At 71.5% G+C, this 16,002-nt stretch carries 18 protein-coding genes and 1 pseudogene; 10 read left to right on the top strand and 9 right to left on the bottom strand.

All coding sequences use genetic code 11. From position 1 onward, the window contains the following. Positions 1-204: 204 nt before the first annotated feature. Together OO69_RS31180 and OO69_RS31185 are read right to left on the bottom strand one after the other, a co-directional pair. The gene (locus OO69_RS31180) at positions 205-1,380 is read right to left on the bottom strand and encodes an acyl-CoA dehydrogenase family protein (protein ID WP_033284192.1); all 1,176 of its coding nucleotides are present in this window, start codon (positions 1,378-1,380) and stop codon (positions 205-207) included. 165 nt (positions 1,381-1,545) lie between these two features. Then, on the bottom strand, positions 1,546-2,016 hold the full coding sequence (locus OO69_RS31185) for an RDD family protein (RefSeq protein WP_019064483.1): 471 nt from the start codon (positions 2,014-2,016) through the stop codon (positions 1,546-1,548). A 198-nt stretch (positions 2,017-2,214) separates the two neighbouring features. On the opposite strand from OO69_RS31185, the gene glnA reads away from it, so the two are divergent. The 5 genes from glnA (at position 2,215) to pspAB (ending at position 6,926) form a co-directional block, all read left to right on the top strand. Next, positions 2,215-3,624, top strand: coding sequence for a type I glutamate--ammonia ligase (gene glnA / locus OO69_RS31190; RefSeq protein WP_033284193.1), 1,410 nt, complete (start codon positions 2,215-2,217; stop codon positions 3,622-3,624). A gap of 99 nt (positions 3,625-3,723) precedes the next feature. Beyond that, positions 3,724-3,978, top strand: coding sequence for a membrane protein (locus tag OO69_RS31195; RefSeq protein ID WP_033284194.1), 255 nt, complete (start codon positions 3,724-3,726; stop codon positions 3,976-3,978). Continuing rightward, entirely contained in the window at positions 3,978-5,282 is a 1,305-nt protein-coding gene (locus OO69_RS31200; RefSeq protein WP_033284195.1) for a hypothetical protein, read from the top strand. Before OO69_RS31195 ends, OO69_RS31200 begins: the two co-directional genes overlap by 1 nt. A gap of 133 nt (positions 5,283-5,415) precedes the next feature. Continuing rightward, the gene (gene htpX / locus OO69_RS31205) at positions 5,416-6,339 is read left to right on the top strand and encodes a zinc metalloprotease HtpX (protein ID WP_033284196.1); all 924 of its coding nucleotides are present in this window, start codon (positions 5,416-5,418) and stop codon (positions 6,337-6,339) included. Between the two features lie 2 nt (positions 6,340-6,341). After that, positions 6,342-6,926, top strand: a complete 585-nt coding sequence (gene pspAB / locus OO69_RS31210; RefSeq protein ID WP_033284197.1) for a PspA-associated protein PspAB — start codon at positions 6,342-6,344, stop codon at positions 6,924-6,926. Positions 6,927-6,960: 34 nt separating this feature from the next. Here the strand turns inward: pspAB and OO69_RS31215 are convergent, their stop codons facing one another. Beyond that, positions 6,961-7,266, bottom strand: a complete 306-nt coding sequence (locus tag OO69_RS31215) for a hypothetical protein (RefSeq protein WP_033284198.1) — start codon at positions 7,264-7,266, stop codon at positions 6,961-6,963. Positions 7,267-7,495: 229 nt separating this feature from the next. Beyond that, a complete protein-coding gene (locus OO69_RS31220) occupies positions 7,496-8,836 on the bottom strand; it encodes a DUF2252 domain-containing protein (RefSeq protein ID WP_033284199.1) in 1,341 nt (446 codons plus the stop codon). A 153-nt stretch (positions 8,837-8,989) separates the two neighbouring features. On the opposite strand from OO69_RS31220, the gene OO69_RS31225 reads away from it, so the two are divergent. Beyond that, positions 8,990-10,174 (top strand): winged helix DNA-binding domain-containing protein, encoded by a 1,185-nt coding sequence (locus OO69_RS31225; RefSeq protein ID WP_033284200.1) that lies wholly within the window; start codon positions 8,990-8,992, stop codon positions 10,172-10,174. Between the two features lie 191 nt (positions 10,175-10,365). Here OO69_RS31225 and OO69_RS31230 read toward each other — a convergent pair whose 3' ends face one another. The 4 genes from OO69_RS31230 to OO69_RS31245 form a co-directional block, all read right to left on the bottom strand. Then, on the bottom strand, positions 10,366-10,680 hold the full coding sequence (locus OO69_RS31230) for a hypothetical protein (RefSeq protein WP_033284269.1): 315 nt from the start codon (positions 10,678-10,680) through the stop codon (positions 10,366-10,368). Between the two features lie 228 nt (positions 10,681-10,908). Beyond that, entirely contained in the window at positions 10,909-11,322 is a 414-nt protein-coding gene (locus tag OO69_RS31235) for an arsenate reductase ArsC (RefSeq protein WP_033284201.1), read from the bottom strand. Between the two features lie 28 nt (positions 11,323-11,350). Then, positions 11,351-12,073: an aquaporin gene (locus tag OO69_RS31240; protein WP_033284202.1), complete on the bottom strand. Its 723-nt coding sequence runs from the start codon at positions 12,071-12,073 to the stop codon at positions 11,351-11,353. Then, a complete protein-coding gene (locus tag OO69_RS31245; RefSeq protein ID WP_033284203.1) occupies positions 12,070-12,465 on the bottom strand; it encodes an ArsR/SmtB family transcription factor in 396 nt (131 codons plus the stop codon). Before OO69_RS31245 ends, OO69_RS31240 begins: the two co-directional genes overlap by 4 nt. A 70-nt stretch (positions 12,466-12,535) precedes the next feature. Between OO69_RS31245 and arsM the strand changes: the two genes are divergently transcribed. The 3 genes from arsM to OO69_RS31260 all read left to right on the top strand — a co-directional run bounded on the left by arsM (position 12,536) and on the right by OO69_RS31260 (position 14,466). Beyond that, positions 12,536-13,279: an arsenite methyltransferase gene (arsM, locus tag OO69_RS31250; RefSeq protein ID WP_051801303.1), complete on the top strand. Its 744-nt coding sequence runs from the start codon at positions 12,536-12,538 to the stop codon at positions 13,277-13,279. A gap of 10 nt (positions 13,280-13,289) precedes the next feature. Next, positions 13,290-13,649, top strand: a complete 360-nt coding sequence (locus OO69_RS31255) for an arsenate reductase family protein (protein WP_033284204.1) — start codon at positions 13,290-13,292, stop codon at positions 13,647-13,649. Positions 13,650-13,782: 133 nt separating this feature from the next. Continuing rightward, positions 13,783-14,466 carry a hypothetical protein gene (locus OO69_RS31260; protein WP_033284205.1) on the top strand — a complete coding sequence of 228 codons (684 nt, stop codon included), beginning with the start codon at positions 13,783-13,785 and terminating at the stop codon, positions 14,464-14,466. Between the two features lie 3 nt (positions 14,467-14,469). On the opposite strand, the gene OO69_RS31265 is transcribed toward OO69_RS31260, so the two are convergent. After that, a complete protein-coding gene (locus OO69_RS31265; protein ID WP_033284206.1) occupies positions 14,470-15,369 on the bottom strand; it encodes an alpha/beta fold hydrolase in 900 nt (299 codons plus the stop codon). 20 nt (positions 15,370-15,389) lie between these two features. On the opposite strand from OO69_RS31265, the pseudogene OO69_RS31270 reads away from it, so the two are divergent. Continuing rightward, positions 15,390-15,806, top strand: a pseudogene (locus OO69_RS31270) (MarR family winged helix-turn-helix transcriptional regulator); the annotation flags it as partial. Positions 15,807-16,002: the final 196 nt, after the last annotated feature.

Here is a 16,002-nt window from a genome sequence, read left to right on the forward strand (position 1 = left end):
TCGCGGCGGAGGCCACCGCGGTTTCAGCGGCCTCGGGCCGGCCTCGGACGCGGCTCACCGACAGTGATCGGAACCGCCGCCCGGGTCCAGATCGACTATGCGGGCAGCGCGTTGGACCGGCAACCGGGGCGGGGGTGGGGGCGGGCCGGATCGCAGCCCCGCCGGGGCCGGCACCGTGGCGGGGCCAGAGCCGCCCCGACCCCGTCAGCGCACCGCGCCCGCCCCCCGTTCCTCCCCCGACAACGCCCACGCCCCGTAAGCCGCGCCCGTCGTCTCGAAGGAGAGCGCGACATGCGAGGCCGCGCTGTTCACATCGCGCCAGAAGCGTTGGACCGGGTCGGACGACGACTGCCCGGAGGTGCCGCTGGTGCGGAAGACGCGGTCCACCGCCGAGACCAGGAGTTCCACCGCCAGTGCCAGGTCCCGGGCGCCCCGGACCGCGGCCTCGCCGCCCGGTGGGCAGTCCTGTGTGCCGTCGGCGATCGCCGCCGTACGCAGGATCAGGAGTTCGGCGGCGTCCACCTCGGCGGCCGAGCGGGCCAGTGCGACCTGGGTCGAGGGCTTCTCGCCCACGGCCTGGCCGCGGCGGTCGACGCGGGAACCGGTCCGGGCGATCCAGGCCCGCAGCGCGCCCCGGGCCGCGCCGATCAGCGGGGCGGCGAACGGCAGCGCGTTCACGGCGTGCATCGGGACGATGTGGCAGCGGGCGTCCGAGGCGGGGGCCTGGCCCGCGTGCACCAACGAGCGGGCCAGGGTGCGGTGTTCGGGCACGAAGACGTCGGAGAGGACCAGGGTGTCGCTGCCGGTTCCGCGCATGCCTACGGTGAACCAGCTGTCCTCGATCGAGAAGTCCGCCCGCGGCACGGCGAAGAAACGCACCTCGGGGCGTACGTCGGGGTCCTCCGGCCGATCCGCGGGTACCGCGGCGCACGCCAGGGCCCAGTCGGCGAAGTGGACCCCGCTGATGTACTTCCACTCACCGCTCAGCCGCCAGCCACCGGCCACGGGTTCCGCCTTGCCGGACGGCATGAGCGCGCCGGCCAGCAGGGCGTCCGGGCCGTCCGACCAGATCTCCGCCTGGCCCTCCGCGGGGAAGAACGCCGCGTACCGCCCGGCGTACGCGGCCAGCGAGGCCGCCCACGCCGCCGATGTGCAGCCCTCCCCCACCAGGCCTACGGCGGAGGTCAGTTCGGCGAAACCACCGGCCTCTCCGCCATGCGCCACCGGTACGAAGTGCCGCGCGAACCCGGCGTCCCGTACCCCCTCGATCACCTGCGGTGAGAGCCGCCGCGCGGTCTCCGCGTCCTCCGCGTACCGCGCCGCGACCTCGGCGAGCATCGGCGCCCGGGTCACGATCGTCGACTTGTCGCCTTGCGGCATCCTGGCCACCACCTCCGTCGGGAACAGGGAGTGTCCCCGCCCGGACCCGCCCTCGACCGCACCCCGGCCCGAGACCACCCGACCGGCACGGAAAAGAGGCACCGGGCACGACGAAGGGGGCGGCCGGAGATCATCCCGGGCACCCCCTTCGTCGTACGACTGCCGCTAGATCCGCACCTCCACCGTGCGCGCGAACCGGTCATGCAGCCCCCGCCCGTCCCGGTCCCAGATCAGGGCCGGGATCGCGATGCACAGGAGGGCCGTGCGGAGCAGGGTGCGGAGGGGGTTGGGGCGGCCGGTGTCGAGGGCGTACACGCGGAGACCGAAGAGGCGCTTGCCCGGCGTGAAGCCGATCGTGCCGACGGTGAGGGCGCTGAGGACGAAGAAGACGAGGAGGGCCCAGTTGCCGGTCGCGCCCGGCTTGTAGCCGTGGGTGAGCAGGCCGTATGCGATCAACAGGCACAGGGCCCAGTCGACGGCGAGGGCGCCGAGTCGGCGGCCCGGGCGGGCGATCGAGCCGGGGCCGTCCTCGGGCAGGCCGAGCTGCTCACCGCGGTAGCCGAAGTCGACACCTGCTCGCTCCGCGGCCTCGCGGGGCCCGGAGAGCCATGAGCCGATTGCATCCCTGTTGTCCACCCGTCCACGGTACTGCCCGCGTTCTGCCATGCGGACAGGAGGGGCCGGCGGGCCCAAGACCGGTTAACTTGGGCGAAACAAATGGGTCACGCTGGAGAAATCCCCCGTCCCTAAGGTCGGGTCCAGCGTGTGCCACCGCACTGGCCGCACGAACGAACTACCACCCCGGCACGGACGGTCGGGAGTAGGAGGAGCTGGATGTTCCAGAACGCCGACGAGGCCAAGAAGTTCATCGCGGACGAGGACGTCAAGTTCGTCGACGTCCGATTCTGCGATCTGCCGGGTGTGATGCAGCACTTCACGCTGCCGGCGACGGCCTTCGACCCGGACGAGGAACTCGCCTTCGACGGCTCCTCGATCCGCGGCTTCCAGGCCATCCACGAGTCCGACATGGCGCTCCGCGCCGACCTGTCGACCGCGCGCGTGGACCCCTTCCGCCGCGACAAGACGGTCAACATCAACTTCTTCATCCACGACCCGATCACGGGCGAGCAGTACTCCCGTGACCCGCGCAACGTGGCGAAGAAGGCCGAGGCGTACCTCGCCTCCACCGGTATCGCCGACACCGCGTACTTCGGTCCCGAGGCCGAGTTCTACGTCTTCGACAGCGTGCGCTTCGAGACCAAGGCGAACGAGAGCTTCTACCACATCGACTCCGAGGCCGGCGCCTGGAACACCGGTGCGGTCGAGGACAACCGCGGTTACAAGGTCCGCTACAAGGGCGGCTACTTCCCGACCCCGCCGGTCGACCACTTCGCCGACCTGCGTGCGGAGATCTCCCTGGAGCTGGCCGCGTCCGGCCTCCAGGTCGAGCGCCAGCACCACGAGGTGGGCACCGCCGGCCAGGCCGAGATCAACTACAAGTTCAACACGCTGCTCGCCGCGGCCGACGACCTCCAGCTCTTCAAGTACATCGTGAAGAACGTGGCCTGGCGCAACGGCAAGACCGCGACCTTCATGCCGAAGCCGATCTTCGGCGACAACGGCTCGGGCATGCACGTCCACTCCTCGCTGTGGGCGGGCGGCTCCCCGCTCTTCTACGACGAGGCCGGCTACGCGGGTCTGTCGGACCTGGCCCGCTACTACATCGGCGGCATCCTCAAGCACGCCCCGTCGCTGCTCGCGTTCACCAACCCGACGGTGAACTCGTACCACCGCCTGGTGCCGGGCTTCGAGGCGCCGGTCAACCTGGTGTACTCGCAGCGCAACCGCTCCGCCGCGATGCGTATCCCGATCACGGGCTCCAACCCGAAGGCCAAGCGCGTCGAGTTCCGCGCGCCCGACTCCTCCGGCAACCCGTACCTCGCCTTCTCCGCCCTGCTCCTCGCGGGCCTGGACGGCATCAAGAACAAGATCGAGCCGGCCGAGCCGATCGACAAGGACCTCTACGAGCTGGCCCCCGAGGAGCACGCGGGCGTCGCCCAGGTCCCGACCTCCCTCCCGGCCGTCCTCGACCGCCTCGAGGCCGACCACGAGTTCCTCCTCGCGGGCGACGTCTTCACGTCCGACCTGATCGAGACGTGGATCGACTTCAAGCGCACGAACGAGATCGCCCCGCTGCAGCTGCGTCCGCACCCGCACGAGTTCGAGCTGTACTTCGACGTGTGATCCAACCGATCGAACCGATCGTCGGGTGCCCCCGTCTCTCTTCGGAGAGGCGGGGGCACCGTCGTACACGGGCTGCGTTTTGTGGGAGGGGTAACGGGGATGGCGCAACACGACGACGAGGACCGCGAGTTCGACCTCAAGTGGGCCGACGGGGCCGAGCACAAGGAGCCGTCCGCTCGGGCTCGGATGCTGGCCGCGCGGTGGAGGGAGAATCCGCCGGAGCCGACGCCGTTCCGGGGTGAGCCCGAGGGGGTGGGGCCTCGGCGGTCGTCCTGGATATCTACGGTGATCGTGCTGGGAAGTGTCGCCGCGGTCATCGTGTTGCTGGGGTACGCCGACTTCCGGGCGCCGTAATGGAGAGGGACGAGAAGATCGACGTCGGAGAGCCCCTCGCGTGGCTCCGGCTGGACGAGGCGCTGCGTCGTGAGTCGTATGCGCCCTCCGGCCTCGTCGCGTCTCGGCTCGCGATCGAGCTGTGCCATCGTGACGGCAGGATTCGGGAGGCGGCGCTGGATCAGGTCGCCGGGGACCCGGGCCTGCTGCCGTTGCTCGTCGTCCGGTGCGGCGACTGGGTCGGGCAAGTGCGGGAGCGGGCGCGGGAGTTGCTGGCCGAGGCCCTCGACCTGGACACCGCCGTCGCGCTCGCGCCGCTCATCCTCCTCTTCGGGCGGCGGGGCCGGGGTGCGTTCGCCATCGACCTGCTCGACGAGGTACTGCGCCGAGCGTCCCGCGAACAGTTCGCTCCGCTCCTCACCTGCGCCGACCGTGCCGTGCGTCGTCATGCCCATCGGCTCGCCGTCGAGGAGGGGCTCCTCTCCCCCGCCGAACTCGCCCGCGCCGCCGCCCGGGACCCCGACACCGTCGTACAGATCCTGTGCGCGGACGCCGCGCTGGCCGCCGTAGTGAAGACGGGGGACTACGACGGTGTGCTCGCACCCCTGCTCGGGGCGCGGAATCCGCGCGCCCGGGCGACCGGGGTCACCGCGCTGCGGGCGGCGGGGCTGCCGGAGCGGGCGGAGGGGTTTCTCGCGGATCGGTCGGGGGTCGTGCGGGCCTGTGCCCGGTATGTCGTGCGGCAGGGTGGGGGTGATCCGCTGGCGTTGTACCGGGCTTGGTGTCGGGAGGCGGAGCCTGTGCCCGGGGCGGTGATCGGGCTTGCCGAGTGTGGGGAGCGAGGGGATGCCGCTCTGTTGTGGCCGCTCGTCTCGCATCCGGCCGCCGCCGTGCGGGCGCGGGCCCTGGGTGGGTTGCGGACCCTGGACGTCGTGGACGTACCGCGGATGCTGCCGTTGCTCGATGATCCGGCGCCCGGGGTCGTGCGGGAGGCGACGCTCGCGTTGTTGCCGTCGGCCGGGCTGGTGCCGGACGAGTGGCTGACGGAACGGCTCGCGGACGGGCCCCGGGCGATGCGCGTCGGCGCGTTCCGGCTGCTCGACGCGCGGGGCGGGATCGTGCGGCTGCGGGCCGCCGTGACCGTGCTCGACGATCCCGATGAGCGGTTGCGGGCCTGGGGTGCGCAGGTGGTACAGCGGTGGCATCCGGAGGCGGGGATGACGCCGGGGGATGCCGAGGTCGGTGAGCTGCTCGGGCGGGCTCGGCATCTGTTCAGTGAGTACGTGCTGACGCGGCGGCTGTGGGAGGCGGGGCTCAGCGGCTGACCTGCGCCCTCGCTCGCTCATCGGATTCTCAGGGACCTTTTGCTCCGCCTAGGGCCGATCGGGACCACTTCATGGGAAGGGCCGGGTGCACACTGGGCGGTGGGACGAGTGCCTGACTGCGGGGTGATGGCAGATGCAGAGCCGCTTCCGGAGCGACCGGCGGTTGACCATACGTATGGGTCTGACGCTGTTCCTGCTCGGGCTGTTGTACGTGGCGTTCGTGGCCGCGCTGATCGTGTTGCTGAAGTCCTGGGTGCTGGTCGTGGTGCTGGCGGGCGGGCTGCTCGTCGCGCAGTACTGGTTCTCCGACCGGATCGCGCTGTACGCGATGCACGGGCGGATCGTGGAGCGGGAGGAGTATCCCGAGCTGCACGGTGTGATCGACAGGCTGTGTGCCGTCGCTGACATGCCCAAGCCCGTGGTCGCCGTCTCCGACATCGACATGCCGAACGCCTTCGCCACCGGGCGGAACGCCGACCACGCCGTCGTCTGCGTGACCACCGGTCTGCTACGGCGGCTGGAGCCGGCCGAGCTGGAGGGTGTGCTCGCGCACGAGTTGTCGCACGTCGCGCACAAGGACGTGGCCGTGATCACGGTGGCGTCGTTCCTCGGGGTGCTCGCCGGGCTCATGGTGCGGTTCGCCTTCTACTCGCAGATCTTCCGGGGGCGGAAGGACCAGAACACGCTGGCCGTCTTCGCGGGGATCATGGGGATCTCGGCGGCCGTGTACGCGATCAGCTTCCTGCTGATCAGGGCGCTGTCCCGGTACCGGGAGCTGGCGGCGGACCGGGCGGCGGCCCTGCTCACCGGCAAGCCCTCGGCGCTCGCGTCCGCGCTCACCAAGGTCGACGGGGACATCGCCCGCATCCCGACCAAGGACCTGCGGACCGCGCAGGCCTTCAACGCCTTCTACTTCAGCCCGGCGACGGGTACCGAGCCCGGTATCTCCAAGTACTTCTCGACCCACCCGAGCCTGGAGCAGCGGCTCGACCAACTGGGGCGGATCTCCGCCGAGTTGGGTGAGGCGGCGGTGCCCGGTATCGGGAAGGCGGACTGAGTATGGGGTTGCTGGACATCCTGCTCGGCCGTACGAAACCGGTCGCTCCCGATCTCGACCAGCTGTTCGCGCTGCCCTCGGCGGCGGTGACGCTGGAGGCGGCGGCCGGGTTCCGGGCGACCGGGCGGGGTGCGGTGTGCTTCGCGACGGTGGAGGGCGGGGCGTTCGAGCAGACGCACCGGGAGGTCCAGGCGCTGCTGGACGCGGACGCCGAACGCACCGGGCCGCCGGTGGAGTTGACCCAGGATGCCTACGGCTACTCGTGGCTGGTGTCGCGGCGCTCGCCGGATCAGCTGTCGGCGCTCGTCAACGATCTGCACGCGGTCAACAGCGCGATGGAGGTCAACGGCTTCGGGCCCCAACTCCTGTGCTCGCTGGCCGGGTTCGAGGATGATGGGGGCCGGCGGCTCGCGCTCGTCTATCTGTACAAGCGCGGGACCTTCTTCCCGTTCGCGCCGCTGGCCGGTGACGGTCAGCGGCGCGACAGCGCGCTGGAACTCCAGGTCAAGTCGATGCTCGGCAACGACCTGCGGATCGAGCAGGACCTGAGCCGGTGGTTCCCGGTGTGGGGCGCCCCCGGGCTGTGACGGGCGCCCCGGTCCCTTACCTGCGCTTCCTCTCCTACTTGCTCTTCTCCCGCGCCTGACGGCGCGACTCCAGGGGGCGCTCGCGCTGGTAACGGCGCTCCCACTTGGCCTGCTTGTCACGGCGGTCGCGGTACGCGCGGTAGCTCGACGGGGTGCTTCCCGAGGAGGAACCGCCGCCCGACGAGGACGACGTGGACGAGGACGACGAGGTGGACGACGTCGAGTCCCTGCCGTACCGGACGTAGAGGAAGAGCACGGCGACGGCGGCGAGCCACCAGACGTGGTTTCCGAATCCCAGGACGACCAGGACGACGGTCCCGGAAAGGATGATGGTGCCCATGACGGGCCTCCGTGGGCGTGGGTGTGATGTCCGAGCGGTATGGAATCTGTCCCGACAGGGCGCTGGGGTGGGCGGCCGACCGTCGGTGGGTTGGGTGCGAACGAGACTAGCGCCGACTCCGCAGGGTGACGCCGGTCCTGCGTGAAGCAGTGGTGACCTGCTCCGCAATGCGTCTCCAGCGTAGGGAGTCGGTCACTCGGTGTGCATCTTCTTTTTCGTGCGGGGACCGTCAGATGCCCGGCGACGCCGTGACCACGCCTGCCGCTACGGCCGCGCCGAGGGCCGCGTGGTCGGCGGTCGTCTGGGCTGCGTAGGAGAGGGCGAAGTCCGCCACGGCGCGTTCGAAGGTGTCCGTGCCGCCCAGGTAGGCGGCGATCGCGACGCGGTCGCCGGAGCGGGCGTGGGCCCGGGCGAGGGCGTTGCCGCAGAGGCGGGCGTACGCCGTGAGGGCCGCCGGGCCCATGCCGACGACGTCCGCGGAGCCCTTCATGTCGCGGAGCTGGCGCCAGTAGAAGGCGCGGCCCTGCGGGCCCGTCATCCAGCCGAGGAAGATGTCGCTCGCCGCCTGGAGGAGGCGCTGGCCCGCCACGACCCGGTGGCCGGGATGGACGTAGGGGCCGCTCGGCAGGTGCTCCTCCAGTACGGACTTCCGCGCCTCCTTGATCTGGAGGAACAGCGGGTCGTCCTGGTCGCGGCCGGCGAGCAGCACGATGAAGCAGCGGGTGCCCACGCTGCCGACGCCGACGACCTTGCGGGCGGCGTCGACGAAGCGGTAGCGGTCGAGGAGGAGGCGGCGTTCCTCGGAGAGCGTGGAGCGGTAGTCGCTGAAGATCTTGCGCAGGGAGGCCGTGTCGGCGGCGCCGGCCGGTTCGAGGAGGGGCGGGTCGTGGACGATACGGCGGCGGCCGTCGACAATCTCGGTCAGCTTGCCCACCGCGTGCAGGCTGGTGCGGCGGCGGGCCCGGGTGAGGCTGGACTCCACCCGGCGCCGGTGGCGGGCCGAACGCACCAGCGGCAGCAGGCTGTCGGCGTCGATCCGCTCGTACCAGACGGCGAGTTCGCCCTTGCGGGCCAGACCGCGAAGAGCCGTACGGTACGCGGCTGTCGCCTCCAGCGCGGCGCGGTGGGCCTTCGTGTCGCTGTGGCCGTTCTCGCGGGCGGCGACGGCCACGCTCGCGGCGAGGCGCTTGACGTCCCACTCGAAGGGGCCCGGGAACGTCTCGTCGAAGTCGTTGAGGTCGAAGAGCAGGGTGCGTTCCGGGGAGGCGTACAGGCCGAAGTTGAGGAGGTGCGCGTCGCCGCAGAGCTGGACGGTGAGGCCGGTGTGCGGCTGGGACGCCAGGTCCGTCGCCATCACGGCGGCCGAGCCGCGCAGGAACGCGAACGGGGAGGCGGCCATGCGGCCGTACCGGATCGGGAGGAGTTCCGGGAGTCTGTCCCTGCCCTGCCGTTCGAGTACGGCGACGGGGTCCGGGCGGTCCACGGCGGGGATCCAGCCGGCGTGGGCGGAGCGGGCAACGCGTTTGCGCGCGGCGCGGCCCCGGTCCGCTCGGTCGGCCGGGGTGGTCATGTGCCGTGTCTTTGCATGCCGCCGCCTTCTGGGAGGGCACCGCCTGTTGCTACGCAGTGAAACCGGGCCGGGGTGGGGGTGCATTTCGGGGACGTCGATCGGGTGAACGTTTACTGTCGGTCGGGAAGTGGACGTCTTCGAGGCGAGGTCGAGATGAGTCGCACCCCCCGTCACATCACCACCACCGAACGCCGGGCCCGCCTGGCCCTCCGCCACCGCCTCGCCCCCGGCACCCACGCCACCGCCCCCGAGGCCGTCGCCGACTCCCTCGTCGCCCTGCACGGCACGGACCCCGCGACGGTGTACCTGGCGGTGGGCGCCCGCCTGGCCGACCCCTCCGCCACCGTCCCGGAGACCACCCGCGCGCTGTACGAGGACCGCACCCTGCTCCGTATGCACGGCATGCGGCACACGGTGTTCGTGTTCCCCGCCGGCCTGACCGCGATCGTGCACGCCTCGACGGGACTTGCCGTCGCCGCCCGCGAACGGGCCTCCCTGGTCAAGGACATGGCGAAGGCGGGGGCGCCGGACGCGGCCTGGCTGAAGGAGGTCGAGGGCTCACTGCTGTCCGCGCTGACGCTCCGCGGGCAGGCGACGGCGGCCGAACTCGCCGTGGACGAACCGAGGTTGAGGGAACAGTTCGTGTACGCGGCCGGGAAGAACTACGAGGGCGTGCACACCGTCTCGACGCGGCTGCTGAGGGTGCTGGGCGTGGAGGGCAAGGTGGTTCGGGGGCGGCCACTGGGCGGTTGGACGTCGAGCCAGTTCCGCTGGGCGGTGGCGCCGGAACACCCGGAGCTGGACATCGCGGAAGCCCAGGCCGAACTCCTCGCCCGCTGGCTCACGGCATGCGGCCCCGCCACCGAGGCCGACCTGAAGTGGTGGACGGGGTGGCGGGTGACGGACGTCCGCCGGGCGCTCGCTGCGATCGGCGCGGAGGCGGTGACCCTGGACGAGGGGACGGGCTACGTCGCCGCGGGCGACCTGGCCCCGCTGGCCGGCCCCGCGGAGCCGTGGGCTGCCCTGCTCCCCGGGCTCGATCCGACGGCGATGGGGTGGCAGCAGCGGGACTGGTACCTGGCCCCGGAGCTGCGCCCCGCGTTGTTCGACGGCAGCGGCAACGTGGGGCCGACGGTGTGGTGGGACGGGCGGGTGGTGGGGGGTTGGGCCCAGCGGCCGGACGGGGAGATCGCCTGGCGGATCCTCGACGGGGCGGGCGTCGGCCGGGAGGGGGAGGCCGCGATCGGGGCGGCGGCGGAGCGGTTGCGGGGGTGGGTGGGGACGACTCGGCTGACGCCGAGGTTTCGGACGCCGGTGGAGCGGGAGTTGTCGGCGTAGGGGGTGTCCCGTCCCCGGGGTGGCTCTGGCGGGAAGCGGCACCTTCTCAGTTCAGGCCGGCACAACCCAGCCCGTCCGGCGTTTGAGGACGAGGCCCCTTCAGGGCCGAACGGGGGTCCGTGGGCGGAGCCCCTGGAGGCGCGGGCAGAAACGCCGGGCACCCCGAAACACAGGGCACCCGGCGCCACCCCTCAGCGCGAGTACCGCATCAGCGCCCGCACCATGTGACACGTCGTGTCGGACGGGGCATGGACGCCGATCAGCTCGGCGGTGCTGCGGATCGTCTCGTTGCGGGCCTGGTTCGGGACGTACACGCCCGAGTCGAGCAGGGCGATGGCCAGCCGCATCGCCTTGAGGCGGCGGTTGTGCGTGACGTACCAGTCCCGCGGGCGTCCGGGCGGCAGCGGGCGCTTCTCCACGGGCACGTACGGCAGGTCGAGCTGGACGGAACGCTTCGCGGTGGACTGGGTCGGCAACGGCTTCGGCTTCAGTGCGGCAGCGGGCACGGACATCCTCCTGTCGCGGTCAGGGCGCCGTCCGGACCGCCCGGCGACACCCTCGAACACTGCCCCCAGTTTACTGCCCGCCACTGACAACCGGCGAGTCCGCAAGGTCCACCAAATCCCCTGGTGAGCACGGATATTGGCACGGCGTCACGCAAGCTCCGGGAGGTGTGCGTGAGGCGGTATCGAATTCGAACAGAGCGGGTGCCGCCCGATACCGCGATCCAGCCCTCAAGCCGGCAGCACGTCCGCGATCAGCCCCCGTACGTACCCCTCGATCGCGTCCCGGATCGGCCGGACCGCCTCGACGCCCTGTCCCGCGGGGTCGTCGAGCCGCCAGTCGAGATAGGTCCTGCCGGGGAAGACCGGGCAGGTGTCACCGCATCCCATGGTGATCACCACGTCGGATGCCTGGACGGCCTCGGTGGTGAGGATCTTCGGGGTCTCGGCCGTGATGTCGATTCCCACCTCGGCCATCGCCTGGACGACCGCAGGGTTCACCTGGTCGGCGGGGGCCGATCCGGCGGAACGGACCTCGACGCGGCTGCCCGCGAGGTGCGTGAGGAAGGCGGCGGCCATCTGGGAACGGCCGGCGTTGTGGACGCAGACGAACAGAACGGACGGGCGCGGGGCGGCAGATGACACGGAGGGAGTCCTTGTCGGCGAAGGGCGTTCAGGAAGAGGCGAGTTGCGGAACCGCGGCCGTGTCACCGACCGGTGCGGGCCGGCCGTAGAGCATCGTCGCGATGGTCAACCCGACAGCCGCACCCGCCAGTTGGGCCGCGATGAACGGGAGGACGGAGGCGGGGGCGATCCCGGCGAAGGTGTCGGAGAAGGCGCGGCCCACCGTCACCGCGGGGTTCGCGAACGAGGTGGAGGACGTGAACCAGTAGGCCGCGCCGATGTAGGACGCGACGGCCGCCGGGGCGAGACGGGTGCGGCCGGTGCGTTCCAGTCCGATGACCAGGAGGATCAGCCCGGCCGTGGCGACGACCTCGCCCAGCCACAGATGTCCGGCGAAACGGTCGTGGGTCGAGAACCTCAGCAACGGCTCCGCGAACATCGCGTCGGCCACGACCGCGCCCCCGACCGCCCCGGCCACCTGCGCGGGCACGTACACGGCGACGTCCCGCAGCGACGGTCCGGTGCCCGTACGGCGGCCCGCGCACCAGGCCGCCAGGGTGACGGCCGGGTTGAGGTGCGCGCCGGAGACCGGCCCGAGCAGGGTGATCAGCGCGCCCAGGCCGAGGACGGTGGCGAGGCAGTTGGCCAGCAGCCGTAGGCCGATGTCGTGCGTCAGCTCGGTGGCCTGGATCCCGGAGCCGACCACGACGGCGACCAGCAGACCGGTCCCGAGCGCCTCGGCGGCGGCGCGGCGGCCGAGGGGGACGCTCACGCGGGCGCCGCGACGGTCCGCGGGACGGTCAGGAAGGCGGCGAGGCGGTCCAGGGTGTCGGGCAGCGCCCAGTAGTACACCCACGTGCCGCGGCGCTCGCAGTCGATCAGGCCTGCCTGGCGGAGCAGCTTGAGGTGGTGGGAGATCGTCGGCTGGGACAGGTCGAAGGCGGGTGTCAGCTCGCACACGCACACCTCACCGCCCTGGCCGCGTGCGGCGATCATCGACATCAGGCGGAGGCGGACCGGATCCCCAAGTGCCTTGAAAACCTTGGCCAGTTCCGTCGCGCGCTCATCAGCCAGCGGTGCGGACGCCAGTCCGCCGCAGCAGGAACCGGCCGGGTCAGCCGGGTCCCCGCTCCGACCGATCACCTCAAGCTCTTGTTTCGACATTCTTCTATGTTGACATTCTTCGATTCAGGGCGCAATGCTGCATCGAAGAACATCAATACAGGAGGCAGACATGAGCGAGCACTCCACCGACCTGCGCGAAGCCGTCCGCTGTTGCGGGCCGCAGTCGATCGGGACCGACGACGCCCTCGACGACGACATCTTCGGTTCCGCCCTCTACTCCCCCGACGAACGCGGCACCCTGCCCGCCGAGGCCGTGGCCGCCTCCCTCGGCTGCGGCAACCCCACCGCCGTCGCCGAACTCCGGGAGGGCGACCGCGTCCTCGACCTCGGCTCCGGCGGCGGCATCGACGTCCTGCTCTCCGCCCGCCGCGTCGGCCCCACCGGCCGGGCGTACGGGCTCGACATGACCGACGAGATGCTCCAACTCGCCCTGGCCAACGCCGAGAAGGCGGGTGCGGGCAACGTCGAGTTCCTCAAGGGCACCATCGAGGCGATCCCCCTCCCCGCGCACACCGTCGACGTCGTGATCTCCAACTGCGTGATCAACCTGTCCGTCGACAAGCCGGCCGTCTTCGCCGAGACCTTCCGCGTCCTGCGGCCCGGCGGCCGCCTGGGCGTCTCGGACGTCGTCGCCGACGACAGCCTCACCGCCGGGCAGCGCGCCGAACGCGGTGACTACGTCGGCTGCGTCGCCGGGGCCCTGTCCTTCACCGAGTACCGGGACGGACTCGAAGCGGCCGGCTTCACGGACGTCTCGATCACGCCCACCCACCCCGTCGCCGACGGCATGCACTCCGCCCTCGTCCGCGCCACCAAGCCGCTGACCGGGCCGGACCGGGCACCTCTCGCATAACGTGAACGCCATGGAGATCTGGATCAACCCGGCCTGTTCCAAGTGCCGTAGCGCCGTGAGTCTGCTCGACGCCGAGGGTGCGGAGTACACCGTCCGCCGCTATCTGGAGGACGTGCCGAGCGAGGGTGAGATCAGGGACGTACTGGAACGGCTCGGGCTCGAACCGTGGGACATCACGCGGACACAGGAGGCCGCGGCGAAGGAGCTGGGGCTCAAGTCGTGGGCGCGCGACGCGAGTTCGCGGAAGCGGTGGGTGGCGGCGCTCGCCGCGCATCCGAAGCTGATCCAGCGGCCGATCATCACCGCGGAGGACGGCACGGCGGTGGTCGCCCGCAGCGACGAGGCCGTACGGGACGCGCTGTCCCGCTGACCCGCATCGACCCGGCCGGCCCCCAACCCCCTTGTGACGCACGTCACTTATGTGACTCCTGTGTCCGCTGAGTTACATCGTTCGGCCCGCCGTACATAGCGACGTACGCTCCCCTACCCCACAGGAGACGCGCATGTCGCGCAGGAGAACTGCCAGTACGAAGAAGAAGCTGGCGCTGCTGGTCACCGCCGCGGCGGTCGCGGGCGGCGGGGCCTTCGCTCTGGCCACCACGTCGAACGCGTCGCAGTCGACCGCGCAGAACGCCAAGACGCTGTCGGCCGCGAACTCGACGGTCTGCCAGGGGCTCGCCACCGCGCTCGGCAACAACCAGAAGTTCATCGACGGTCAACGCGCCGCGCCCGACGCCCAGTCGAGCGCGCGGATCGCCAACCGCGAAGCGGTCATCGCGCAGATCAAGGTGCAGCAGAAGGCGTCCGGTTGTGCGGTTGGGGAGTCGGCTCAGGACTCCCAGGCCACGCAGCCGGCGCAGTCGGCGCCCGCGGCTTCCACCCCGACCAAGGCGGCGACTCCCCCGGCGGGCAACACCGGTGGCGGTGCCGCTGCCGCCGGCAGCCAGGTCTGCAACGGCTCGACCGTCACGCTCTCCGGCGAGGCCGGTGCGCCGGCCGCGTCCAGCAACCAGTTCCCGGCGGGTACGACGCTGAAGGTCACCAACCTGGACAACAACAAGTCCACGACGGTGAAGGTGACTTCGGTCTCCGGCAGCTGTGTCCTGCTGAACAACGCGGCCTTCGAACAGGTCCGTGAGCCCGGCAAGTTCCTCATCCGCCGCGCTCTGATCCAGAAGGTGGGGTGACGCTCACGATCCGAGAAAACCGGTGAGGTGACGGCCCAGTCGCTCCGGCGCGGCATGCGGCAGCGCGTGATGCGAGACGTCCGGGAGGATGTCCGTCTCGACGCGCGGCAGCAGACCGCCCGCCCGGGCCGCCACCAGGTGCGTGATGGGGGTCCCCCCGGTCGAGCGAAGCCGAGACTGGGGGAGGGTCCTGCTGCTTCCGGCCAGAAGCAGCAGGACCGACGCGTTCAGCCCGCGCAGCGCCTCGGGCGCCGGGCGGGGACCGGTCACCGGTTTCGCGGACGGGAACCCCGCGCCCGCCTCCTGGAGGCGCAGCCAGTCGGGGTCCAGCGGCACTCCCCCGGTCTCCCACTCCAGGAACGCGCGGACGCGGCGCGGGGTGGGCCGCAGCAGCATCGGCAGCGCGTGCAGCAGGTACGCCGTCTCGTACCCGGCGAAGCACTGGGTCGGGTCGAGGAGGAACAGACGGCGTACCCGGGCGGGCGCGCGCAGTGCGTAGTGCAGCGCGATCCAGCCACCGTACGAATGCCCGCCGAGGTCCACGACCGGCGCCCCCAGCCCGTCGAGCACCGCGTCCAGCCAGACCGTCAGATCGGCCACCGTGCGCGGCCTCCGGCCGACCACCGGAACGCTGCGGCCCGGGGCGCCGATCAGGTCGACGGCGTAGAGGCGGTGGGTGCGGGCGAGTTGAGCTGCCTGGGCGTACCAGGACGCCGAGGTCGCTCCCCCGCCGCCCGGCAGCAGGACGAGCGGGCGGCCGCCGGCGGGCCCGCACACGTTCACGTACGTCTCCCCGAACGGGGTCGGGACGACGACCGCCTCCCGCTCGGCCGGCCACTTCGCCATGACCTTGTCGTACGCGGACTCGAAGCGGTCCCTGTCGTACGGGCTGCGGATTCCCATACCGCTCACCTCTCCTTCCCCTTCATTGTCCCCGGGCCGTCGCGGTCGAACTCGGCCTGCACAGCGCCCGATTCGCGAACCAGAACGGTATGCACCCCACGGACGTCCGCGCCCTGATCGCCCTCATGGACGCCGACCGGGCCGGCGAGGAGATGACGACCGGGCGGCTCGGCGGCGCGCTCGGGCTCAACTCGGCGGGGACCACCGCCCTGGTCGACCGGCTGGAACGGGCCGGGCATGTGCGGCGGGTGCGGAGCGAGGGGGACCGGCGCAGGGTCGTGGTCGAGGTGGACCAGCGGGCGGTCGCACTCGGGCAGGACTTCTTCGGTCCGCTCATCGGGAGGGCCGTAGAGCTGCTCCAGGGGTACGACGACCGGGAGTTGGCGGCGGTCCGGGGCTTCCTGGACGGGGTCCGCGAGGCCGCCGCCGAGGGCTAACCCCATCGCATACGAGCCATACGGCGACACCCGTCCGCGAGTGCGAACAGCGGGTTCACAGCGGTCCCCGGGTGCGCCGTGCGCGGTGCACGTGAATCGGGACACAGCGCCACCAGGTAACACGGGGTTCACACTTGAGCAATGATCGGGAAATCGCATGTTGACAGGCTGCCCGGCAATGAATCGCGGCGCTCCA

It is taken from the genome of Streptomyces sp. NRRL F-525 (assembly GCF_000716605.1).
GTDB lineage: Bacteria > Actinomycetota > Actinomycetes > Streptomycetales > Streptomycetaceae > Streptomyces.